Source organism: Achromobacter pulmonis (assembly GCF_902859765.1).
Lineage (GTDB): Bacteria > Pseudomonadota > Gammaproteobacteria > Burkholderiales > Burkholderiaceae_B > Achromobacter > Achromobacter pulmonis.
This window is the reverse complement of sequence record NZ_CADIJV010000010.1, coordinates 55,584-77,339: the sequence shown is the minus strand read 5'-3', so window position 1 is coordinate 77,339 and position 21,756 is coordinate 55,584. Positions and strand designations below refer to the sequence as shown.

The window sequence follows — 21,756 nt, the reverse complement described above, 5'->3', positions numbered from 1 at the left end:
TAAGGAAGTCGCGCCAGGCCGCTCAGGCCGACGCGCTCGGTCGTTTTACTTGATCCAGCGCCTGCCGGATGGTGCGCAGCCAGCCGCTGGCGGCGGCGACTGCGGCGTCGGTTTGCTGGCCGGCGGGCGCATTCGCCACCGCCTGCTCCATGGTTTCAATCAGTTTGCTGCCGATGACGACCGCGTCAGCCACGCGGGCCACGCGCTGCGCGCTTTCCGCGTCGCGGATGCCGAAGCCCACGCCGACCGGGATGTCGCGCACGTGGCGGCGGATCACCGCCACGCGTTCGGCGACGTCGTCGGTATTGAGCGAGCCGGCGCCCGTCACGCCCTTGAGCGAGACGTAATAGACATAGCCGCGAGCCACGTGGGCCACCGCCTGGATACGCGCTTCGGTCGAGGTGGGGGCCAGCAGGAAGATCGGCGCGATGCCGTGGCGGCCGAGGGTGCCGGCAAACTCGACCACTTCTTCGGGCGGATAGTCGACCACCAGCACGCCGTCGACGCCCGCGGCTTCGGCCCGGCGGGCGAATTCGGCCTGGCCCATGCGTTCGATCGGGTTGGCGTAGCCCATCAGCACCACGGGGGTGGCCGTATCGCGCTGGCGGAACTCGGCCACCAGGTCGAGCACCCGGCCCAGCCCCACGCCCTGGGCGATGGCGCGCTCGGCGGCGCGCTGGATCACCGGGCCGTCGGCCATGGGATCGGAAAACGGCACGCCCAACTCGATGACGTCGGCGCCGGCCTCGACCAGCGCGTGCATCAGGGGAACGGTGGCGGCGGGCGACGGATCGCCTGCCGCGATGTAGGGAATCAGCGCCGCGGCACGGCCGGACTCGGCGGTGCGCCCGAAGGCGGCGGCGATGCGATCGGAACGGGTTGTCGTCATGTTAGAGCTCGATGCCGGCACGTTCGGCGACAGTATGCATATCCTTGTCGCCTCGGCCCGACAGATTGACCAGGATGACGGCGTCGTGCGGCAGCGTGGGGGCCATCTTCACGGCCTGGGCGATGGCGTGGGAAGATTCAAGCGCCGGCATGATGCCTTCGATGCGGCAGCAATCATGGAAGGCCTTGAGGGCTTCGTCGTCGGTGATGCCGACGTATTCGGCCCGGCCGCTGTCCTTGAGCCAGGCATGTTCGGGACCGACGCCGGGGTAATCCAGGCCGGCCGAGACCGAGTGCGTTTCCTGGACCTGGCCGTCGGCATCCTGCATGACGTAGGTGCGGTTGCCGTGCAGCACGCCGATCCGGCCGGCGGCCAGCGATGCGGCGTGCTTGCCGCTGTCCATGCCCTCGCCCGCGGCTTCGACGCCGATCAGGCGCACGTTCTCGTAGGGGATGTAGGGATGGAAGATGCCCATGGCGTTGGAGCCGCCGCCGACCGCGGCCACGACGTAGTCGGGCTGGCGACCGATGGCCTCGGGCATCTGCGTCAGGCATTCGTTGCCGATGACGGTCTGGAAATCCCGCACCATGCGCGGATAGGGGTCGGGCCCCGCCACCGTGCCGATGATGTAGAAGGTGTTCTCGATGTTGGTGACCCAGTCGCGCATGGCTTCGTTGAGCGCGTCCTTGAGGGTGCGCGAACCGGACGTGACCGGCACCACCGTGGCGCCCAGCAGCTTCATGCGGTAGACGTTGGAAGCCTGGCGGCGCACGTCTTCGCTGCCCATGTAGACCACGCATTCCATGCCGTAGCGGGCAGCCACCGTGGCCGTGGCCACGCCATGCTGGCCAGCGCCGGTTTCGGCGATGACGCGCGGCTTGCCCATGCGCTTGGCCAGCAGCGCCTGGCCGATGCAGTTGTTGACCTTGTGCGCGCCGGTGTGGTTGAGGTCTTCGCGCTTGAACCAGATCTGGGCGCCGCCCAGCTGTTCGGACCAGCGGCGGGCATGATAGACCGGGCTGGGACGGCCGACGAAATGCTTGAGTTCGTAGTTGAACTCTTCCAGGAAGGCGGGATCGACACGATAGCGGTCATAGGCCGCGCGCAGCTCGTCGAGCGCGTGCATCAGCGTTTCCGCCACGAAAACACCGCCATAAGGGCCGAAATGGCCCTGGGCATCCGGAAAATCGTAAGGTTTCACCAAGCATCTCCCCCGGCATCACGACCGGCCACTGCGGCCCGCGAATCCGGTTTGCAACCCGTCATTTTACCTGACGCCGGCCAGGGCGGGGACGCACCCCGGCCCTGGGCCGGACGCAGCTGGACCGGGTATCGTCGACCGGGCACCCCGGCCGGGCGTGTCAGAGCGACTGCCCCAGGCGGCGCAGGAAGGTCTCGCAGGCCGCCAGTTGATCGAGCGCGACGAATTCGTCGGGCTTGTGCGCCTGTTCGATGTGGGCCGGGCCGCAGACCACGGTCGGGATGCCGATGCCCTGGAACAGGCCGGCTTCGGTGCCATAGGCCACCTTGCGGGTGGCGCGGTCCTCGGTCAGGGCGCGCACCAGCTGAGTGATGGCCGCCTCTTCGGACGCTTCCAGCGCGGGCGCGGCGGCGCCGGTCTCGATCTCGATGCTGGCGCCGTCGAATTCGGCCTTCATGCGCGGCAGGAGCTCTTCGCGCACGTATTTTTCGACTTCGGCCTGGATCTGGTCGGGTTGCATGCCCGGCAGGTTGCGGAATTCGTAGGTGAATTCGCACAGCTCGGGAATGGTGTTGACCGCGATGCCGCCGCGGATCTGGTTGGTGGTCATGGTCGAGAACGGCACGTCGTAGAACTGGTCGTACGGGCCATTGGCCTTGAAGCTGTCGGCCAGGTCGCGGATGCGGCAGATCAGGCGGGCGGCGTATTCGATGGCGTTGCAGCCGCGCGGGGTCAGCGACGAGTGCGCCGCCTTGCCATGCACCTTGCAGCGGAACAGGTTGATGCCCTTGTGCGCCACCACCACCTGCATGCCGGTGGGCTCGCCCACCACGCAGCCTTCGGGGCGGATGCCGCGGTCGTGCAGATCAGCCAGCATGTACGGCGCGCCGGCGCAGCCGACTTCCTCGTCGTAGGAAAATGCCAGATGGATCGGCTTCTTGCGCGGCATGGCCAGGAAATCCGGCACCAGCGCCAGCGAACCGGCGATGAACCCTTTCATGTCGCAGCTGCCACGGCCATACAACAGGCCGTCTTTCTCGACCAGCTTGAACGGGTCCGTGCTCCAGTCCTGGCCGTCGACCGGCACCACGTCGGTGTGGCCCGACAGGACGATGCCGCCCTGCTGGTTGCCGTCCTGCGCGGGCAGGGTCGCGAAAAGGTTGGCCTTGGTGCGCTCGGGATTGTGCGCCAGCCACGCCTCGACGCCCTGGCCCTTGAGCCAGTCGCGGACGGTCTCGATGAGGGCGAGATTGGAATTTCGGCTGGTGGTGTCGAAACCGACCAGCGTCTCCAGCCAGGTGCGCGCGTTCATGTAGCAACTCTCTTGGGGAAAAGCAGCAGTGTAAAGCCAGGAAGCGTCCGCGTCCCGCGCCCCAGGCCGTTGTGACGGCGCGCCTGGGCCTAGAATGTCGGCCTTCAAGCAGCAAGCCCCTAGGAGCAATCGTGCAGCACAAAGCAGTTCCCACGCGCAACATCGTGGCGGCAGTCATCGGCAATGCCCTCGAATGGTATGACTTCCTGGTATTCGCGTTCATGACGCCGATCATCTCGAAACTGTTCTTCCCGACCGATCCCAGCGTTCCCGGCAGCGAACTGAATGCCATCCTGATGACCACGGCGATCTTCGGCGTCGGTTTCTTCATGCGGCCGGTGGGCGGCATCATCCTCGGCCTTTATGGCGACAAAAAAGGCCGCAAGGCGGCCATGGTGCTGGTAACGTCGCTGATGGCGGTGTCGATCGCCCTGATCACCGTGGCGCCCACCTATCACGCTGCCGGCATCCTGGCCCCCCTCTTCATCCTGATCGCGCGGCTGCTGCAGGGCTTCTCGGCCGGCGGTGAGTTCGGCACCTCGACCGCCCTGCTGATCGAGATGGCGCCCAATGGCAGGCGCGGTTTCTACGGCTCGTGGCAGATGGCCGGACAGATGCTGGCGCTGCTGATCGGCGCGGCCTGCGGCACGCTGATCACCGAGTTCTTCACGCAGGAGCAGATCGCGGCCTGGGCCTGGCGCCTGCCGTTCGCTTTCGGCCTGGTGATTGTGCCGATCGCCATCTATATCCGCCGCAACATCGACGAAACCGATGCCTTCAAGCAGCTCAAGGAAGAGGAGCGCCAAGCCGCCGCGCGCGGCGAGGTGCAGCGCCTGAGCCTGGCCGAGATGGTCCGCAGCCACACCCGCGAGACGCTGATCGGCGTGGGCCTGGTGGTCACGGCGACGGTGTCGATCTACATCACCTTCACCTATCTGGTGACCTATTCGACCCAGATCCTCAAGCTGCCGCTGAACCAGACCTTTCTGGTGCAGATGGCGGGCGCGGCATTGATGGTGCTGCTGACGCCGTTCATGGGCGCCTGGTCCGACCGTGTCGGCCGCCGCCCTCTCGTGATCGGCTCGCTGATCGGCTACCTGGTGGTGCTGTATCCGCTGTACCACTGGCTGTCGGATGCGCCGTCGATTGGCCGCCTGCTGACGGTGCAGATCGTGGTGTGCTTCTTCGTGTCGGCCTTCTTCGGCGTATTCAGCACCGTCATGGCGGAACTGTTCCCGGCCCGGGTGCGTTCAGTGGGCCTGTCGCTGGCCTATAACGTGGCGGTGATGATCTTCGGCGGCTTCGCCCAGTTCATCGTGACCTGGCTGATCAAGACCACGGGTTCGCCGATGGCGCCCGCCTACTACGTGATGTTCGGCGTCGCGCTGGGGCTGGTGGCCTCGTTCTTCATGCGCGAACGCGCCCACGAGAACCTGGACCACTGAAGCCCGCCGGCAGGATCCCGGGCCGCCCCGGCCCGGGGCGCGACCTGCACACCCGAGCCGGCGCGCCCGGCTAGCGCCGCGCCGCCGACGACACGCCCGGCACTTCGGCCAGCGCGGCCAGCGCGCGCGCCAGCGATTCGCCGCCGCGCACTTCCACCGTGAACACCATATGGGCCAGCGACTGCCGGCTCTGGGTGTTCACGCCCACCACGTTCAGGCGCAGCCGCGCGAACACTTCGGACAGGTCGCGCAGCAGGCCGGGGCGGTCGTGCGCGCGCACGCTGATGTCGACCGGATAGAAAGTGTCCGCCGGCGTCTCGCCCCAAGCCACTTCGATCACGCGCTCGGGTTCGCGCGCCGCCAGCGCCAGGTAGCTGTGGCAGTCGCCGCGGTGGATCGACACGCCGCGCCCCCGCGTCACGAAGCCGGCGATCGCGTCGGGCGGCGCCGGACGGCAGCAGCGCGCCAGTTGCGTCAGCAGCGAGTCCACGCCCACCACCAGCACCCCGCTCTTGCCGCTTTTCTCGGCGCTGCCGGCGCTGGCGTGGCGCAGGGCGGCCGGCTGCGGCTCGACGGCGGGCGCCGGCTGCTGGAACACGGCGTCGATCTGGCGCAGGCTGAACTCTTCCTTGGCGGCGGCCACGTACAGGTCGTCGGCGCGGGCGAAACCGAGGTTCTGTGCCAGCTGTTCGAGGTTGACCGCGGTTTTGCCCAGCCGCTGCAATTCCTTCTCGACCAGCGCCTGGCCCTGCGTGATGCGCTGTTGCAGTTCGATGGCGTTGAACCACATGCGCACCTTGGCGCGGGCCCGCGGACTGGCCAGGAACCCCAACTGAGGATTGAGCCAGTCGCGCGACGGCCCGCCGGACTTGGCGGAAATGATCTCGACCGTCTGGCCGGTAGCCAGGCGCGTCTGCAGGGGCACCATCTGGCCGTCGACGCGCGCGCCGCGGCAGCGGTGGCCCAGGTCGGTGTGCAGGTGGTAGGCGAAATCGACCGGCGTGGCGCCGGCCGGCAACTCGATCACACGGGCCTGCGGCGTCAGCACGTAGATGCGCTCGTCGGTCGGCGCGGGCGCGACCGAGGCATGGCGGTTCTTGCCGGGCCCGGACTTGGCGGCGGCCGGCCTGGCCGCGTCCGGCTTGTCGGCGGCGGGCGTCTCGCCGGCCTCGACATCGCTGTTCCAGGCGAGCAGCTGGCGCATCCAGGCCAGTTGCCGGTCGTATTCGCTGGAGGCGGCCACCTGCCCGCCCTTGGCGCCGGCCTCCTTGTAGCGCCAGTGCGCGGCCATGCCGTACTCGGCGAACTGGTGCATTTCGCGGGTACGGATCTGCACCTCGAACGGCCGGCCGTCGTCGTCGGTCACCACCGTGTGCAGCGAGCGGTAGCCGTTGGGCTTGGGCCGCGAGATGTAATCGTCGAACTCATCGGACAGCGGCGTCCACATCTCGTGCACCATGCCCAGGGCCATGTAGCACGCGCGCACGTCCTCGACGATGATGCGCAGGGCGCGCAGGTCGTACATCTGCGAGAAGTCGAGCCGCTTGATCCGCATCTTGTTCCAGATGCTGTAGATGTGCTTGGGCCGGCCGCTGACCTCGGCCTCGATGCCGTGTCTGGCCAGCGCCGTCTGCAGACGCTCGATGGCGTCGGCGATGAAGGCCTCGCGCTCGGCCCGCTTTTCCTCGAGCAAACGGGCAATCTGCTTGTAGCGGTCGGGCTCCAGGAAGCGGAACGCCAGGTCTTCCATTTCCCACTTGATCTGCCAGATGCCCAGGCGGTTGGCCAGCGGCGCGTACAGATCCAGGGTTTCGCGGGCGAAAGCGGTCGAACAGGGGGTCTTGCTTTCGGCATGCCAGCGCAGCGTGCGCAGGCGCGAGGCCAGGCGCATCAGCACAATGCGCAGGTCGGCCGCCATGGCCAGCAGCATCTTGCGCTGCATTTCCTTCTGGGTGCCGGTTTCCGCTTCGACATCGCTGGCCTGGCGCGCCACCACGCCAAGGCGCAGCAGGGCGCGCGTACCCTGCACCAGGCGGGCGACCTCGGCGCCGAAGGCGGCGGCGATCGGGTCGTTACGCAGCGCAGGCGCCGGCGCGGTCAGGTCGGTGGGCAAGGCTGCCAGCAGCGCCGCGGCGCGCGTGGCGGCGTCGGTGTGCAGGCCCGCCAGGATCCGCACCACGCCGGCGCCGTGCGAGGCGAGCGGTTCGCCGGTCAGGGCGTGCTGGCCCTCGAAACGGGGAACCGACCAGGCCACCGCCTGGTCGATAAGCGCCAGGCCGTCGGCGTCGAGGCCCGCGCCCGCCTCCTGCCGCCAGGAAGCGTCGAAAGGCGAAGGCGCATCAGGTACAGGCGGGGCGGACATCGCGAACGTCGTGCGGAACGGTAATCGAAGATTCCGACACTCTACACTAGGAATCGACGCTGAAAACCCTGGCCCGTGCCAGGCCTATATACAAGGAACCCAAGCTTATGTTGCGCTGGCTCAAGGGCCGGGGCGCTCGCGCTGCCGAGGTGGCGCAGATGCAGGCCCGGATCGCACCCGACCTCTGGCGGCAGGTGCTCGATGCCCATCCCTTCCTGGCGGCGCTGGACGCCGAGGAAACCGCGCAGTTGCTGGCGCGCTCGGCCTGGCTGCTGGCCAGCAAAACCATCAATGGCGCGCAGGGCCTGGAAGTCACCGACTTCATGCGCCTGTCGATCGCGGCCCAGGCCAGCCTGCCGATCCTGAACCTGACGCCCACGCTGTACGAGGGCTGGGACGAGATCATCGTGTATCCCGCCGGGTTCCGCATCCCGCGCCAGCAGATGGACGAGAACGGCGTGATGCACGAATACCTGGAAGACGCCGCCGGCGAGGCCTGGGAAGGCGGTCCGCTGGTGCTGTCGTGGGCGGATACGCAACTGTCCGAGGGCGGTTTCAACGTGGTGATCCACGAGTTTGCGCACAAGCTCGACCTGCAAGCCGGTCTTGCCGACGGCATGCCGTCGCTGGCGGCGCATGGCGATCTCAAGCCGCGCGACTGGCGCCGCGTCCTGGACGACAGCCTGGAGCGCTTCATTGCCGCGGTGGACGCGGTGGAGGCCGCCATTCCCCATGACGTGGATCCGGAAAGCGCCGAGGCCGATGCCTGGTATGGCCGCTTGCCGCTCGACCCCTATGCCGCCACCGATGAGGCGGAGTTCTTCGCCGTCAGCTCCGAGCACTTCTTCGTCGATCCCCACCCCATGGCCGAGGCTCTGCCCGAATGGTTCGGCCTGCTGCGGGCCTACTACCGCCAGGACACCCTGGCGCGCTACCCATGAAACGGCTGCTGATCGTGTGGCATTCCCGCACCGGCGCAGCGCGCCAGATGGCCGAGGCAGCCGCCCGGGGCGCGGCCGCCGCGGCGGCGCTGCTGGAACAGCCGGACGATCTGGCGGTGACGCTGCGCCGCGCCGCGGACACCGGGGTGGACGAGGTGCTGGCCAGCGACGGCTTGTTGTTCTGCGCGCCGGAAAATCTGGCCAGTCTGAGTGGCGAAATGAAGGAATTCTTCGACCGCTGCTACTACGGCGCGCTCGACCGCATCGCAGGACGGCCCTACGCCTGCCTGGTCAGCGCCGGCAGCGACGGCGCCGGCGCGGCCCGCCAAGTGGAGCGCATCTGCACCGGCTGGCGCCTGCGGGCCGTGGCGCCGGCCCTGATCGTCAACCTGGGCGCGCAGACACCCGCGCAGATTGCCACCCCCAAGCGCGTGGCGCCGGCCGAGCTGGCGCGCTGCGAGGAAGCCGGCGGCCTGCTCGCGGGCCTGTTGCTGACGGCGGGTTAGCGCGAGCCAGCCGGCGCGAAAGGCCGCCCAGGGCCCGCGATCCTCGCAGGCGATCAGCGCGCGGGCCTGGCATCGGTCACCACGCCCCTGGAAACAAAAAGCCCTCCGGCATGCGGAGGGCTCTTCATTCTGCGGCCGCGCCGATCAGGCGACGGCGGCGGTGACGACGATCTCGACCTTGAAGTCGGGGTTGGCCAGGCGAGCCTCGACGGTAGCGCGCGGAGGCGAGTTGCCGTCGGCGACCCAGGCGTCCCACGCCTTGTTCATGCCGTCGAATTCCTTCATGTTGGCCACGTAGATCTGGGCCATCAGGATCTTGGTCTTGTCGCTGCCGGCCTCGGCCAGCAGGCGGTCGATGGTGGCGAGCACTTGCTCGGTCTGACCGGTGATGTCCAGCGTGGCATCGTCCGGCACCTGGCCCGCCAGGTACGCGACGCCGTTGTAGACGGCCATGTCCGACAGGCGCTTGGCGACGTGGAAGCGCTTGATGCTGCTCATGAATATTCCCCTAATGACGAGTTGCGGGTTGGAACAATACGAAGAATGGCGAACTTTACCCTGCCGCCGCGTCAGGCGGGCGGCAACTGGAAAACCTGGCGCAGATAGGCCAGGTAGGCCGGATCGTCGCACATGGTTTTCTCGGGCGCGTCCGACACCTTGGCCACCGGCTGGCCGTTGCAGCGAACCATCTTCATGACGATCTGCAGCGGCTCGTGGCCCAGGTCGTTGGTGAGGTTGGTGCCGATGCCGAACGAGACCTTGCAGCGTCCGGCGAACTGGCGCGCCAGCTCGATGGCGCGCGGAAAGGTCAGCGAGTCCGAGAACACCAGCGTCTTGGCGCGCGGGTCGACGCGGTTCTTGCGGTAGTGCTCGAGCAGCCGCTCGCCCCAGACGAAGGGATCGCCCGAGTCGTGCCGCGCGCCGTCGAACAGCTTGCAGAAATACATGTCGAAGTCGCGCAGGAAGGCGTCCATGCCGTACACGTCGGACAGTGCGATGCCCAGATCGCCCCGGTATTCCTTGGCCCACACTTCCAGCGCGAACACCTGCGAATCGCGCAGCCGCGGACCGAGCGCCTGGCAGGCCTGGAGGTATTCGTGGCCCATGGTGCCCAGCGGCAGCACCTCATGCTGCTTGGCCAGCAACACGTTGCTGGTGCCGGCGAAGTGCGGCCCCATCTGGGCCTTCATGGTCGAGACGATTTCTTCGTGCCAGACCTTGGAGAAACGACGGCGGGTGCCGTATTCGGCCACGCGGAAATCGGCCAGCGCCGGATCATCCAGCACCAGGTGCATCTTCGATTGCAGGCGCTTGCGGCCTTCGGCCCAGTCCGGGTTCTGGCGCGTGTTGCGGAAGTAGACCTCGTTGACGATGGCCAGCACCGGGATCTCGAACAGGATGGTGTGCAGCCAGGGGCCTTTGACCTCGATGCTGATTTCGCCCGGCCCCTCGCCTTCCTCGATGCGGATGCAACGTTCCGGCAAATGGAACAGTTCGAGAAAATCGACGAAGTCGCTTTTGATGAAACGCAAGCCGCCCAGATATTTAAGTTCGTCCTCGGTGAAGCGCAACTGGCACAACTGGTGCACTTCCTCGCGGATTTCGTCCAGGTAGGGGCGCAGGTTCACCCCCGGCGTGCGGCACTTGTAACGGTACTCGACCTGGGCGGCGGGAAACTGATGCAGCACCACCTGCATCATGCTGAATTTGTACAGGTCGGTGTCGAGCAGCGAGGTGATTATCATGATTACGCGTATCGTTTCGCGACACCATAGCATAGCGGGGCCGGCCAAACTCCGAATGCGCCACGATGTCAACAGGGTATTGGCGGCGGTTTGGCGCCGCATTGGGTAAAATTCGCCCAACAAGACACAATGCCGCCTGCCCGGAGTTCCTGAGAATGACCCACGTTGTCACCGAAAACTGTATCAAGTGCAAGTACACCGATTGCGTCGACGTATGCCCGGTGGACTGTTTTCGTGAGGGTCCGAACTTCCTGGTGATCGACCCCGACGAATGCATCGACTGCGCCGTGTGCATCCCCGAATGCCCGGCCAACGCCATCTATGCCGAGGAAGACGTGCCGCAGGACCAGCTCAACTTCATCGCCCTGAACGCCGAGCTCTCGCCCGAGTTCGCCAGCATCAGCCGCGCCAAGAAGCCGCTGCCCGACGCCGACGAATGGAATGGCAAGCAGGACAAGCTGCAATACCTGGAAAAATAATCCGCGAGCGCGCGGCCGTCCCCGGCCCGCGCCGCGCGATGCGCCGATGACCGACGATTCCAAATACACACGCCAGACCGTCACCCACGTCCATACCTGGGTGCCCGACAAGCTGTTCTCGGTGCGCACCACGCGCGATGAGGCCTATGCCTTCCTGCCGGGCCAGTTCGCCCGCGTCGGCCTGCCAGGCGCGGAGGATCCCGCCGGCCCGCCCACGCTGTGGCGCGCCTACTCGATGGTCTCGGCCCCGCACCAACCCTGGCTGGAGTTCTATTCCATCGTCGTGCCCGAAGGCCTGTTCAGCCCGCGCATGGCGCGGCTGCAGCCGGGCGACACCCTGTATGTCGAAAAAGCGCCCTACGGCTTCCTGACGCTGGAGCGCTTCGCCCCCGGTGGCGACCTGTGGCTGCTGGCCTCCGGAACCGGGCTGTCGGCCTATCTGTCGATCCTGCGCGACCCGGCCGTGTGGCGCGCCTATCGCCGCATCGTCCTGGTGCACGGCGTGCGCACCGCGGCGGAGCTGGCTTACCGCGACGAAATCGAGGGCTGGCGCAATGATCCGTCCCTGGCCGAGGGGTTCGCGGCCGAGCCGGACAAGCTGACGTACCTGCCGATCGCCACCCGCGAGGCCCTGCCCGGCATGCCGCAGGCGCGCCTGACCACCCTGATCGCCGACGGCGGACTGGAACGGCTGGCGGGCCTGCCGCTGGACCCGGAGCAAGCAAAGATCATGCTTTGCGGCAATCCGGACATGCTGGCCGATGCCCGCAAACTGTTGGGCGAACGCGGCTTCAAGCCGGGCCGTCGCGGCATCCCCGGCAACCTGGCGGTGGAAAACTACTGGTGATTGCGCGCCAGCGCGGACCCGCCTCCTGGCCCATCCGGCCTACGGCAAAAATCCCTCTTTTTTACGCTGCCGCTGTCGCCCGATTCGGCCCTAAACTGGTGCACAAGGGATGACGGGTCGTATTTTTGCAACAAAATTTCCGGTTTTCGGACGCTTTCGTCAGACAAATTGGAAATACCGTTACTCCCCGGCGCAATAATCGGGGCACACGCACGACCCAGAAGGACTTCCCCAATGCTGTACCAATTGCACGAAATGCAGCGCGCCTTCCTGACTCCGTTCGCTGCATTCACGGACGCCGGTTCCCAGCTGTTCTCCAGCCCCTACAGCCCCCTCGCCTACACCCCGATCTCGCGCCAGATGGCCGCGGGATACGAGTTGATGACGCGCATCGGCAAGGAATACCAGAAACCCGCCTGGAACCTGCCCGCCACGCAAATCAACGGCAAGTCGGTCCGGGTCACCGAATCGGTCGCGCTGGACAAGCCCTTCTGCCGCCTGGTGCACTTTCACCGCGACGTGCGCCAGGCCCCGCAGGACGATCCCAAGGTGCTGCTGGTCGCGCCGCTGTCCGGCCACCACGCCACCCTGCTGCGCGATACCGTGCGCGCCCTGCTGCCCGGCCACGACGTCTATGTGACCGACTGGATCGACGCGCGCATGGTGCCGCTGTCGGCCGGTCCGTTCCATCTGAACGACTACGTGCGCTACGTGCAGGACTTCATCCGCCATCTGGGGCCGGACGTGCACGTGATCTCGGTCTGCCAGCCCACCGTGCCGGTGCTGGCCGCCGTGTCGCTGATGGCCTCGGCCAACGATCCGCGCCAGCCGCGCAGCATGGTCATGATGGGCGGACCGATCGACCCGCGCCAGTCGCCCACGCAAGTGAACCGCCTGGCCACCACCAAGCCCTATTCGTGGTTCGAGAACCAGGTCATCCACCCGGTGCCGCCGCGCTATCCGGGGTCGGGCCGCAAGGTCTACCCGGGGTTCCTGCAGCATGCCGGCTTCATGGCCATGAACCCCGACCGCCACATGAAGTCGCACTACGACTTCTACCTGGATCTGCTGCGCGGCGATGACAGCGACGCCGAGGCCCACCGCCGCTTCTACGACGAATACAACGCCGTGCTGGACATGCCGGCCGAGTTCTACCTGGACACCATCCGCATGGTGTTCCAGGAATTCGCCCTGCCCAACGGCACCTGGGAAGTGGACGGCCAGCTCGTGCGTCCGGCCGACATCAAGCAGGTGGCGCTGTTCACCATCGAGGGCGAACTGGACGATATCTCCGGCCAGGGCCAGACGCGCGCGGCCATCAAGCTGTGCAAGAACATTCCGGCCGAGCGCAAGATGCACTACACCGCCCCCAACTGCGGCCACTACGGGATTTTCTCGGGCCGCCGGTGGCGTGAAATGATCTGTCCTAAAATCGCGGAATTCATCCGCCAGTCGGCCTAGGACGATCCGTCCTTGCCCACCGTAGTCCACGGGGCCCGAGCGGCCCCGTTCGTTTTTGCGCCCGCGCGGCCACGCCCGGATTCGCGCCCGCGCGGCGCCTTACGTTTTTCACTGTTCGCCATGTCCTGTCGTTCACTCGCCGACCGCGTCGACGCCCTGCTGCCCCAGACGCAGTGCACCAAGTGTGGCTATGACGGCTGCCGGCCCTATGCCGACGCCATCGCCGCCGGCGACGCCCCCATCAACCGCTGCCCGCCGGGCGGCGAGGAAGGCATCGCCGCGCTCGCCGCGCTGCTGCAGACGCCCGTCCTGCCGCTGGACCTGAGCCGCGGCGCACCCGGGCCGCTGCTGGTGGCCCGCATCGACGAGGCGCACTGCATCGGCTGCACGCTGTGCATCCAGGCCTGTCCGGTCGACGCCATCGTTGGCGCCAACAAGCGCATGCACACCGTGCTGGCTGACTGGTGCACCGGCTGCGACCTGTGCGTGGCGCCCTGTCCGGTCGATTGCATCCAGATGGTGCCCGCCGGCCGCGCCTGGAGCGCCGCGGATGCGTCCGCCGGCCGCCAGCGCCACCACCGCCACCAGGCGCGCATGGAACGCCTGGCCGCCGACAACGCCCGCCTGATGGCCCCCGAGCCCGTGGCCGCGGCGGCCCCAGCCGCCATCGCCGACGCGCAGGACGAAGACCGCAAGCGCGCCGCCATCGAGTCCGCGCTGGCCCGCGCCCGCGCCCGCCGCACCCCCCAACGCCCATGAACGCCGCCAAACGCCGAGAGATCTTCGCCCGCCTGCAGGCGGCCAATCCTCATCCCACTACCGAACTCGAATACGAGACGCCGTTCCAGCTGTTGATCGCGGTGCTGCTGTCGGCGCAGGCGACCGACAAATCGGTGAACATCGCCACGCGCAAGTTCTTCCCCGAGCACGGCACGCCGCAGGGCTTGCTGGCGCTGGGCGAGGCCGGACTGGCGGACTACATCAAGACCATCGGCCTGTACCGTACCAAGGCCAAGAACGCGATCGCCACCTGCCGGCTGCTGCTCGAACGCCATGGCGGCGACGTGCCGCAAACCCGCGAAGCGCTGGAAGCCCTGCCCGGTGTCGGCCGCAAGACGGCCAACGTGGTCTTGAACACTGCCTTCGGCCAGCCCACCATGGCGGTCGACACGCATATTTTCCGCGTCGCCAACCGCACCGGTATCGCCCCGGGCAAGAACGTGCTGGAAGTCGAATTGAAACTGGAAAAGTTCGTGCCGCGCGAATATATGCAGGACGCGCACCATTGGCTGATTCTGCAAGGCCGGTATGTGTGCGTGGCGCGCAAACCAAAATGCCCGCAATGCGGCATTTCCGATCTCTGCGAATACAAACATAAAACCCCCGCGTGAGCGGGTCGCGGCATCCCGCCAGGCCCGTGTTGAATAGTCATCCACGCGATGCCAAAACCGGGTTTTCCCCGAGGCGCGCGATGATGACGGAGCGATGACCGCCAAGCCGGCTTTGCTGCAACGCATTGCATGTCGACATAGGGTTTTCTCCCAGCAGGAATGCGAATTGTCCGCTATCCGACAATTCGCCATTGCGCACCGCAAAACCTATGACAAACCCTCATGGAATTTTGATTCAGAGGTGCGCATACTCGCCGGCAACTCTTATAGAAAACCGTGCGGTTTCGACGGTTTTCCTTACCCCGCGGGGGCCCTGCGCATAACGCCGGGCAGGGTCCATATAAATACAACGCCGGTGCAGCGGACATGGACGACACGATCCTGGAGACAAAAGGCCTCACCAAGGAATTCCGCGGTTTTGTCGCGGTCAATGGGGTCGATTTGCGTATCAAGCGAGGCGAGATTCATGCCTTGATCGGGCCGAACGGCGCGGGCAAGACCACATGCTTCAACCTGCTGACCAAGTTTCTTTCTCCCACCTCGGGAACCATCAAGTTCAATGGCATCGACATCACCGGTGAGCGTCCGGCGCAGATCGCGCGGCGCGGGGTGATCCGCTCGTTCCAGATTTCGGCGGTGTTCCCGCACCTGACCGTGCTCGAGAACGTGCGCATTGGCCTGCAGCGCAAGACCGGCCTGTCGTTCCACTTCTGGCAGAGCGACAAGCGTCTGGCCGCGCTGAACGAGCCGGCGCGCGAACTGCTCGAGCAAGTCGACCTGGGCGCGTTCGCCGACGAAACCACGGTCAACCTGCCCTATGGCCGCAAGCGCGCGCTCGAAATCGCCACCACGCTGGCGATGGAACCCGAGCTGATGCTGCTGGACGAGCCCACGCAGGGCATGGGCCACGAAGACGTGGACCGCGTCACGCAGCTGATCAAGCGCGTGAGCGCCGGCCGCACCATTCTGATGGTGGAACACAACATGAACGTCGTGTCCTCGATTGCCAACACCATCACCGTGCTGGCGCGCGGCGCCGTGCTGGCGGAGGGCACTTATGCCGAAGTGTCACGCCACCCCGCGGTGATGCAAGCCTACATGGGCACCACCGACGGCGAACTCCAAGGAGCGCACGCATGAGCACCCCGGCACTGGAAATCTCGGGCCTGCAGGCCTGGTACGGGGAATCGCATATCCTGCATGGCGTGGATATGCGTGTGGGCCAGGGCGAGGTCGTCACGCTGCTGGGCCGCAACGGCGCCGGCCGCACCACCACGCTGCGGGCCATCCTTGGCCTGACCGGCTCGCGCAAGGGCTCGGTGCGCATCCACGGCACCGAAGCCATCGACTTGCCCACCTACAAGATCGCCCACCTGGGCGTGGGCTATTGCCCCGAGGAACGCGGTATCTTCGCCAGCCTGTCGTGCGAGGAAAACCTGTTGCTGCCTCCGGTGGTCGGCTCGCTCGGCGGCGGCATGTCGCTGGCCGAGATCTACGACATGTTCCCCAATCTGCAGGAACGCCGGCACTCGCCCGGCACGCGCCTGTCGGGCGGCGAACAACAGATGCTGGCGGTGGCGCGCATCCTGCGCACCGGCGCCAACCTGCTGCTGCTGGACGAGATCTCCGAAGGCCTGGCACCGGTCATCGTGCAGGCGCTGGCCCGCATGATCACCGCGCTCAAGCAGCGCGGCTACACCATCGTCATGGTGGAGCAGAATTTCCGCTTCGCGGCGCCGCTGGCCGATCGCTTCTACGTCATGGAGCACGGCCAGATCGTCGAACACTTCGAAGCCGCAGAACTTTCAGAGAAACAGGACACGCTCAACGAACTGCTGGGCGTCTAAAGCAACCTGTCACCCGCCGGGTTCCCGGCATCCCATACACCGAAGGGAAGAGGAGTCATCCCATGAAGCTGCACACCATCACTGCTGCACTGGCCATGGCAGGCCTGGGATTCGCCGGGGCAACCGCCCAGGCACAAGGAATCTCCGACGATGTCATCCGCATCGGATTCATCACCGACATGTCCGGCGTCTATTCCGACATCGACGGCAAGGCCGGCCTGGAAGCCATTCGCATGGCGGTCGAGGATTTCGGCGGCTCGGTCAACGGCAAGAAAATCGAAGTGCTGTCGGCGGACCACCAGAACAAGGCCGACGTGGCGTCGGCCCGCGCCCGCGAATGGTTCGACCAACAGAAGGTCGACGTGATCATCGGCGGCACCAACTCGGCCACCAGCCTGGCCATGGCCGCCGTGGCGGCGGAAAAGAAGAAGCCCTTCATCGCCATCGGCGCCGGCGCTTCCGACCTGACCAACGCCCAATGCACGCCCTACACCGTGCACTATGCCTACGATACCGTGGCGCTGGCGCGCGGCACCGGCTCGGCGGTGGTCAAGGACGGCGGCAAGAGCTGGTTCTTCCTGACCGCGGACTACGCCTTCGGCCACGCGCTCGAGCGCGACACGATGGAGGTGGTCAAGGCCGCCGGCGGCGAGATCAAGGGCCAGGTGCGCGCGCCGCTGGGCGCCTCCGACTTCTCCTCGTTCCTGCTGCAGGCGCAAGCCTCCAAGGCGCAGATCCTGGGCCTGGCCAATGCCGGCGGCGACACCATCAATTCGATCAAGGCGGCCAACGAGTTCGGCGTCACCAAGACGATGAAGATGGCGGGTCTGCTGGTGTTCATCAACGACATCCACTCGCTTGGCCTGGAAGCCACCAAGGGCATGTACCTGACCGACGGCTGGTACTGGGATCAATCCGACGCCTCGCGTGCCTGGTCCAAGAAGTTCGAAGCCAAGGCCGGCCGCAAGCCGTCCATGCTGCAGGCGGGCGATTATTCCTCGGTCACGTTCTACCTGAATGGCGTGAAGGCCACCGGCACCGACGATGCCGACACCCTCATGAAGTGGATGAAGTCGAACAAGATCAACGACTTCTTCACCCAGGGCGGCTATGTGCGCGAAGACGGCCGCATGATCCATGACATGTACCTGATGCAGGTGAAGACGCCGGCCGAATCCAAGGCACCGTGGGACTACTACAAGGTCGTCGCCACGCTGCCGGGCGACGAGGTCTACACCAAGCTGTCCGAGTCGACCTGCAAACTGGTCAAGAAGTAATTCCCGTCGATGCGACCCTTGATGCGACCTGGCCCGCGCGGCCGGGTCGCCTCTCGAATTTGCCCGCTTCCCTTCGTACGCGCAGGATTTTTACAAGATGACTGATATTTTCGGCATCCCCATACAGGCCTTGTTCGGCCAGTTGCTGCTGGGACTGGTCAATGGTTCCTTCTATGCCATGCTGTCGCTCGGCCTGGCCGTTATCTTCGGACTGCTGAACGTCATCAACTTCGCGCACGGCGCACTCTACATGCTGGGCGCGTTCGTCGCCTGGATGGGGCTGTCGTACCTGGGGTTGAACTACTGGATCATGCTGATCCTGGCGCCGATCGTGGTCGGCCTGTTCGGCATCGTCATCGAGAAGCTGCTGCTCAAGCATCTGTACAAGCTCGATCATCTTTACGGACTGCTGCTGACTTTCGGCCTGACACTGCTGATCGAAGGATTGTTCCGCAGTTTCTATGGCGTGTCCGGCCAACCGTACCCCACGCCGGATGCCCTGCGCGGCGCCACCAACCTGGGCTTCATGGTGCTGCCCAATTACCGCGGCTGGGTCGTGGTGGCATCGGTGATCGTCTGCATGTCGACCTGGTTCGTGATCGAGCGCACCCGGCTCGGCGCCTTGCTGCGCGCCGGCACCGAGAACCCCAAGCTGGTCGAGGCCTTCGGTGTCAACGTGCCGCGGATGATCACGCTGACCTACGGCTTCGGCGTGGCGCTGGCGGGTTTTGCCGGCGTGCTGGCGGCGCCGGTGCTGCAGATCTCGCCGCTGATGGGATCCAACCTCATCATCGTGGTGTTCGCCGTGGTCGTGATCGGCGGCATGGGCTCGATCATGGGCGCCATTGTCACCGGGCTGGGCCTGGGCGTGATCGAGGGCCTGACCAAAGTGTTCTGGCCCGAGGCGTCCAGCACGGTCGTCTTCATCATCATGGCCATTGTCCTGTTGCTCCGCCCGGCCGGGCTGTTCGGAAAAGAGAAATGAATCGTCAATTCCTGGGCTATGCGGTCCTGGCCGTCGTGGTGGCCATCCTTCCCTTCCTCGGGGTGTATCCGATCTTCGTCATGAAGATCATGTGCTATGCCCTGTTCGCCTGCGCCTTCAACCTGCTGCTGGGCTTCACCGGCCTGCTGTCGTTCGGCCACGCGGCCTTCCTGGGCAGCGCCGCCTATGCGGCGGGCCACGCGCTCAAGGTCTGGGGCGTGCCGACCGAGATCGGCCTGTTGTTCGGCGTCGCGGTGGCCGCGCTGCTGGGCCTGGCGATGGGCGCGCTGGCGATCCGCCGCAGCGGCATCTACTTCGCCATGATCACGCTGGCGCTGGCGCAGATGGTGTTCTTCTTCTTCCTGCAGGCCCATTTCACCGGCGGCGAGGACGGCCTGCAGAGCGTGCCGCGCGGCACCCTGCTGGGCATCGTCGACCTGTCCGACGACCTGAACCTGTATTACCTGGTGATGGGTGTGTTCGTGATCGGCTACTTCATCATCTGGCGCACGGTGAATTCGCCGTTCGGCCAAGTGCTGCAGGCGCTGCGCGAAAACGAACCGCGCGCGATCTCGCTCGGTTACGACGTGGACCGCTTCAAGCTGCTGGCATTCGTGCTCTCGGCCGCCATCGCCGGCCTGGCCGGCGCCACCAAGACGCTGGTGTTCGTGTCGGCCACGCTGTCGGACGCCACCTGGCAGATGTCGGGCCTGGTGATCCTGATGACGCTGATCGGCGGCCTCGGCACGCTGACCGGGCCGATCCTGGGCGCCTTCATCGTGGTGCTGCTGGAAAACAAGGTCGGCGACTTCGGCCAGATGTTGGCCAACCTGACCGGCGTGGACTGGTTCCTGCGCCTGGGCGAATCGGTCACGATCGTGATCGGCCTGATCTTCGTCATCTGCGTGCTGGCGTTCCGTCGCGGCATCGTCGGCGAGATCAGCGCGCTGGTCGAGAAACGGCGCGCCACCGCGCGCGTCTGAGGCGCGGCCCGGCGCCGCCCTCCTCCCGATCCCACAGGGCCGCGCGATGCGGCCCTGTTCTCATGGCGCGCCCGCGCCGCGCCTTTACAATGAACGGCACGCAATCCGAAAGGTGCTCCACCATGCGCATCAAGCCCTTGTCTGCCGCCATCCATGGCGTCCTGGCGCTGTCCGCCCTCCTGTTCGCGCCCACGGCCGCCCAGGCCGCCAAGCCGGTCTGTGAAATCGACCGCCCGGTGCGCTTCAGCGGCCTGAACTGGGAATCGAACCTGGTGCTGGCCGGCATCGAACGCTACGTGATGGAACACGGCTACGGCTGCAAGACCAGCGTCGAGATCGGCGAGACCCTGCCCATGCTGGCCGCGCTGCAGCGCGGCGACGTCGACGTCACGCCCGAAGTCTGGCCCGGCCAGATCGAAGTTGCCTGGAACAAGGCCCTGGCCAGTGGCCGCGTGCAGGGTCTGGGCCACGTCTACGATGCCGGCGAAGGCTGGTACGTGCCGCGCTACACCGTGCAACGCCATCCGGACCTGAAGACCGCCGCGGACCTGGCGCGTTTCAAGCACGTTTTCGCCGACCCCGAGGACCCGGGCCGTGGCCGCATCTACGGTTGCCCGGCGGGCTGGGCCTGCGGCACGCTCAACGACAATCTGCTGCGCGCCCTGGGGCTGGAACGCGACTACAGCCTGTTCGCGCCCGGCTCCGGCGCGGCGCAGAAGGCCGCCATCCTGTCCGCCTACAGACGCCAGCGCGACATCGTCTTCTACTACTGGACCCCGACCGCGCTGGTTGGCGCGCTCGACCTGGTCAAGCTGGAACTGCCGGCGTTCGACCAGGCTGCCTATACCTGCCTGACCGACCCCAAATGCGCCCATCCGGTCGCCACCGCATTCAAGCCCAATCCAGTGGTCACCGGCGTGAACACCGCCTTCGCCAAGGACGCGCCGCAACTGACCGCCTTCCTGGCCCGGCTCACCATCCCTGGCGATGCCATCGACGCCACGCTCGGCTGGCTCGAGAACGAAGGCAAGGAACCCGAGGATGCAGCCCGCTACTTCCTCAAGCAATATGGCCCGGTCTGGCGTCAATGGATGCCGGACGACGTCGCCACACGGGTGCAGGCGGCGCTGGATCGGGAGTGACCCGGCCCGCGCCTCATGTATCCTGACGTTTCGGCGCCGCTCTCGCGCCCACCCGATACTCCCGAAGGAAAGCCATCATGGATGCCTTGTTCTGGCACAACGGTCACTGGACCACCGAAAACCCCAAACTGCTCGGCCCCGCCGACCACGCCTTCTGGATGGCCAGCATGGTCTTCGACGGCGCGCGCGCGTTCCGCGGCCTGACGCCCGACCTGGACCTGCACTGCCAGCGCGTGGTGCGCTCGGCCGAGAAGATGCTGATGAAGCCGCAGCTGGGCTGGCAGGAAATCCAGGCGCTGTGCCTGGAGGCGGTGGCCAAGTTCCCTGAGGGCAGCGAACTCTACATCAAGCCGATGTTCTTCTGCGCCGACGGCTTCCTGCTGCCGGATGCCGACAAGACCCAGTTCGTGCTGCACGTCTTCAAGGTGCCGATGCCGGGCGACCAGGGCTTTGCCGCCTGCTTCTCCAGCTTCGCGCGCTCCTGGCCCAACATGGCGCCGACCGACGCCAAGGCTTCGTGCCTGTACCCCAACGGCCAGCGCGCCATCCGCGAGGCGATGGACAAGGGCTTTGACAACGCCATCATGCTGGACGGCGCTGGCAACGTTGCCGAGTTCGCCTCCAGCAACCTTTGGATCGCCAAGGACGGCGTGGTCTCGACCCCGGTGGACAATGGCACCTTCCTGAACGGCATCACCCGCCGCCGCGTGCTGGCGCTGCTCAAGGCCGACGGCGTGCAGGTTCAGGAACGCAGCCTGACGCGCGCCGACATCGAGGCCGCCGACGAAGTGTTCTCGTCCGGCAACTACGGCAAGGTGGTGCACGTGAACCGCGTCGAAGACCGCAACCTGGAATACGGCCCGCTGGCGCGCCGCGCCCACAAGCTGTACATGGACTACGCCGAAAGCACCCGCAAGTAGGCGCCCCGCGCGGCGCATGGAAC

Annotated in this window: 21 protein-coding genes; 15 read left to right on the top strand and 6 right to left on the bottom strand. The window is 66.3% G+C overall.

Features of this window, described 5'->3' with window-relative positions; all coding sequences use genetic code 11:
• Positions 1 to 22: 22 nt before the first annotated feature.
• The 3 genes from trpA to argE form a co-directional block, all read right to left on the bottom strand.
• Entirely contained in the window at positions 23 to 889 is an 867-nt protein-coding gene (trpA, locus tag HV701_RS10930) for a tryptophan synthase subunit alpha (protein WP_175133083.1), read from the bottom strand.
• A 1-nt stretch (position 890) separates the two neighbouring features.
• Positions 891 to 2,090: a tryptophan synthase subunit beta gene (trpB, locus tag HV701_RS10925; RefSeq protein ID WP_175133082.1), complete on the bottom strand. Its 1,200-nt coding sequence runs from the start codon at positions 2,088 to 2,090 to the stop codon at positions 891 to 893.
• Between the two features lie 160 nt (positions 2,091 to 2,250).
• The gene (gene argE / locus HV701_RS10920) at positions 2,251 to 3,402 is read right to left on the bottom strand and encodes an acetylornithine deacetylase (RefSeq protein WP_175133081.1); all 1,152 of its coding nucleotides are present in this window, start codon (positions 3,400 to 3,402) and stop codon (positions 2,251 to 2,253) included.
• A gap of 131 nt (positions 3,403 to 3,533) precedes the next feature.
• On the opposite strand from argE, the gene HV701_RS10915 reads away from it, so the two are divergent.
• Positions 3,534 to 4,847: an MFS transporter gene (locus tag HV701_RS10915; protein WP_175133080.1), complete on the top strand. Its 1,314-nt coding sequence runs from the start codon at positions 3,534 to 3,536 to the stop codon at positions 4,845 to 4,847.
• A 70-nt stretch (positions 4,848 to 4,917) separates the two neighbouring features.
• Here HV701_RS10915 and HV701_RS10910 read toward each other — a convergent pair whose 3' ends face one another.
• The gene (locus tag HV701_RS10910; RefSeq protein ID WP_175133079.1) at positions 4,918 to 7,209 is read right to left on the bottom strand and encodes a RelA/SpoT family protein; all 2,292 of its coding nucleotides are present in this window, start codon (positions 7,207 to 7,209) and stop codon (positions 4,918 to 4,920) included.
• Between the two features lie 107 nt (positions 7,210 to 7,316).
• Between HV701_RS10910 and HV701_RS10905 the strand changes: the two genes are divergently transcribed.
• Together HV701_RS10905 and HV701_RS10900 are read left to right on the top strand one after the other, a co-directional pair.
• Positions 7,317 to 8,150, top strand: a complete 834-nt coding sequence (locus tag HV701_RS10905) for a M90 family metallopeptidase (protein ID WP_175133078.1) — start codon at positions 7,317 to 7,319, stop codon at positions 8,148 to 8,150.
• Complete coding sequence (locus tag HV701_RS10900) at positions 8,147 to 8,656, top strand: flavodoxin family protein (protein WP_175133077.1); 510 nt, start codon at positions 8,147 to 8,149, stop codon at positions 8,654 to 8,656. Before HV701_RS10905 ends, HV701_RS10900 begins: the two co-directional genes overlap by 4 nt.
• 144 nt (positions 8,657 to 8,800) lie before the next feature.
• Here the strand turns inward: HV701_RS10900 and HV701_RS10895 are convergent, their stop codons facing one another.
• The gene (locus tag HV701_RS10895; protein ID WP_175133076.1) at positions 8,801 to 9,154 is read right to left on the bottom strand and encodes a RidA family protein; all 354 of its coding nucleotides are present in this window, start codon (positions 9,152 to 9,154) and stop codon (positions 8,801 to 8,803) included.
• A 71-nt stretch (positions 9,155 to 9,225) separates the two neighbouring features.
• Complete coding sequence (pncB, locus tag HV701_RS10890) at positions 9,226 to 10,401, bottom strand: nicotinate phosphoribosyltransferase (protein ID WP_175133075.1); 1,176 nt, start codon at positions 10,399 to 10,401, stop codon at positions 9,226 to 9,228.
• Positions 10,402 to 10,556: 155 nt separating this feature from the next.
• On the opposite strand from pncB, the gene fdxA reads away from it, so the two are divergent.
• The 12 genes from fdxA (at position 10,557) to HV701_RS10830 (ending at position 21,733) form a co-directional block, all read left to right on the top strand.
• Positions 10,557 to 10,880 (top strand): ferredoxin FdxA, encoded by a 324-nt coding sequence (gene fdxA, locus HV701_RS10885; RefSeq protein WP_006389264.1) that lies wholly within the window; start codon positions 10,557 to 10,559, stop codon positions 10,878 to 10,880.
• A gap of 46 nt (positions 10,881 to 10,926) precedes the next feature.
• A complete protein-coding gene (locus tag HV701_RS10880) occupies positions 10,927 to 11,727 on the top strand; it encodes a ferredoxin--NADP reductase (RefSeq protein WP_175133074.1) in 801 nt (266 codons plus the stop codon).
• Between the two features lie 234 nt (positions 11,728 to 11,961).
• The gene (locus HV701_RS10875; protein WP_175133073.1) at positions 11,962 to 13,188 is read left to right on the top strand and encodes a polyhydroxyalkanoate depolymerase; all 1,227 of its coding nucleotides are present in this window, start codon (positions 11,962 to 11,964) and stop codon (positions 13,186 to 13,188) included.
• 120 nt (positions 13,189 to 13,308) lie between these two features.
• Positions 13,309 to 13,947 (top strand): electron transport complex subunit RsxB, encoded by a 639-nt coding sequence (gene rsxB, locus HV701_RS10870; protein ID WP_175133072.1) that lies wholly within the window; start codon positions 13,309 to 13,311, stop codon positions 13,945 to 13,947.
• Positions 13,944 to 14,579, top strand: a complete 636-nt coding sequence (nth, locus tag HV701_RS10865; protein ID WP_175133071.1) for an endonuclease III — start codon at positions 13,944 to 13,946, stop codon at positions 14,577 to 14,579. The genes rsxB and nth overlap by 4 nt, the downstream gene beginning before the upstream one ends.
• Positions 14,580 to 14,945: 366 nt before the next feature.
• On the top strand, positions 14,946 to 15,719 hold the full coding sequence (locus tag HV701_RS10860) for an ABC transporter ATP-binding protein (protein ID WP_175133070.1): 774 nt from the start codon (positions 14,946 to 14,948) through the stop codon (positions 15,717 to 15,719).
• Positions 15,716 to 16,426, top strand: coding sequence for an ABC transporter ATP-binding protein (locus HV701_RS10855; RefSeq protein ID WP_006389258.1), 711 nt, complete (start codon positions 15,716 to 15,718; stop codon positions 16,424 to 16,426). The genes HV701_RS10860 and HV701_RS10855 overlap by 4 nt, the downstream gene beginning before the upstream one ends.
• Before the next feature lie 62 nt (positions 16,427 to 16,488).
• On the top strand, positions 16,489 to 17,703 hold the full coding sequence (locus HV701_RS10850) for an ABC transporter substrate-binding protein (RefSeq protein WP_175133069.1): 1,215 nt from the start codon (positions 16,489 to 16,491) through the stop codon (positions 17,701 to 17,703).
• 97 nt (positions 17,704 to 17,800) lie between these two features.
• Positions 17,801 to 18,688, top strand: coding sequence for a branched-chain amino acid ABC transporter permease (locus tag HV701_RS10845; protein ID WP_175133068.1), 888 nt, complete (start codon positions 17,801 to 17,803; stop codon positions 18,686 to 18,688).
• Positions 18,685 to 19,671, top strand: a complete 987-nt coding sequence (locus HV701_RS10840; RefSeq protein ID WP_175133067.1) for a branched-chain amino acid ABC transporter permease — start codon at positions 18,685 to 18,687, stop codon at positions 19,669 to 19,671. Before HV701_RS10845 ends, HV701_RS10840 begins: the two co-directional genes overlap by 4 nt.
• A gap of 122 nt (positions 19,672 to 19,793) precedes the next feature.
• Positions 19,794 to 20,813, top strand: a complete 1,020-nt coding sequence (locus HV701_RS10835) for an ABC transporter substrate-binding protein (RefSeq protein WP_175133066.1) — start codon at positions 19,794 to 19,796, stop codon at positions 20,811 to 20,813.
• Between the two features lie 77 nt (positions 20,814 to 20,890).
• Positions 20,891 to 21,733 (top strand): branched-chain amino acid aminotransferase, encoded by an 843-nt coding sequence (locus tag HV701_RS10830; protein WP_175133065.1) that lies wholly within the window; start codon positions 20,891 to 20,893, stop codon positions 21,731 to 21,733.
• Positions 21,734 to 21,756: the final 23 nt, after the last annotated feature.

Bases quoted from the DNA above. Each gene is read 5' to 3' on its own strand.
- trpA (WP_175133083.1), bottom strand. From the start codon at position 889: ATGACGACAACCCGTTCCGATCGCATCGCCGCCGCCTTCGGGCGCACC.
- argE (WP_175133081.1), bottom strand. From the start codon at position 3,402: ATGAACGCGCGCACCTGGCTGGAGACGCTGGTCGGTTTCGACACCACC.
- HV701_RS10910 (WP_175133079.1), bottom strand. From the start codon at position 7,209: ATGTCCGCCCCGCCTGTACCTGATGCGCCTTCGCCTTTCGACGCTTCC.
- HV701_RS10905 (WP_175133078.1), top strand. From the start codon at position 7,317: ATGTTGCGCTGGCTCAAGGGCCGGGGCGCTCGCGCTGCCGAGGTGGCG.
- HV701_RS10900 (WP_175133077.1), top strand. From the start codon at position 8,147: ATGAAACGGCTGCTGATCGTGTGGCATTCCCGCACCGGCGCAGCGCGC.
- HV701_RS10895 (WP_175133076.1), bottom strand. From the start codon at position 9,154: ATGAGCAGCATCAAGCGCTTCCACGTCGCCAAGCGCCTGTCGGACATG.
- pncB (WP_175133075.1), bottom strand. From the start codon at position 10,401: ATGATAATCACCTCGCTGCTCGACACCGACCTGTACAAATTCAGCATG.
- fdxA (WP_006389264.1), top strand. From the start codon at position 10,557: ATGACCCACGTTGTCACCGAAAACTGTATCAAGTGCAAGTACACCGAT.
- HV701_RS10880 (WP_175133074.1), top strand. From the start codon at position 10,927: ATGACCGACGATTCCAAATACACACGCCAGACCGTCACCCACGTCCAT.
- HV701_RS10875 (WP_175133073.1), top strand. From the start codon at position 11,962: ATGCTGTACCAATTGCACGAAATGCAGCGCGCCTTCCTGACTCCGTTC.
- rsxB (WP_175133072.1), top strand. From the start codon at position 13,309: ATGTCCTGTCGTTCACTCGCCGACCGCGTCGACGCCCTGCTGCCCCAG.
- nth (WP_175133071.1), top strand. From the start codon at position 13,944: ATGAACGCCGCCAAACGCCGAGAGATCTTCGCCCGCCTGCAGGCGGCC.
- HV701_RS10860 (WP_175133070.1), top strand. From the start codon at position 14,946: ATGGACGACACGATCCTGGAGACAAAAGGCCTCACCAAGGAATTCCGC.
- HV701_RS10855 (WP_006389258.1), top strand. From the start codon at position 15,716: ATGAGCACCCCGGCACTGGAAATCTCGGGCCTGCAGGCCTGGTACGGG.
- HV701_RS10850 (WP_175133069.1), top strand. From the start codon at position 16,489: ATGAAGCTGCACACCATCACTGCTGCACTGGCCATGGCAGGCCTGGGA.
- HV701_RS10845 (WP_175133068.1), top strand. From the start codon at position 17,801: ATGACTGATATTTTCGGCATCCCCATACAGGCCTTGTTCGGCCAGTTG.
- HV701_RS10840 (WP_175133067.1), top strand. From the start codon at position 18,685: ATGAATCGTCAATTCCTGGGCTATGCGGTCCTGGCCGTCGTGGTGGCC.
- HV701_RS10835 (WP_175133066.1), top strand. From the start codon at position 19,794: ATGCGCATCAAGCCCTTGTCTGCCGCCATCCATGGCGTCCTGGCGCTG.
- HV701_RS10830 (WP_175133065.1), top strand. From the start codon at position 20,891: ATGGATGCCTTGTTCTGGCACAACGGTCACTGGACCACCGAAAACCCC.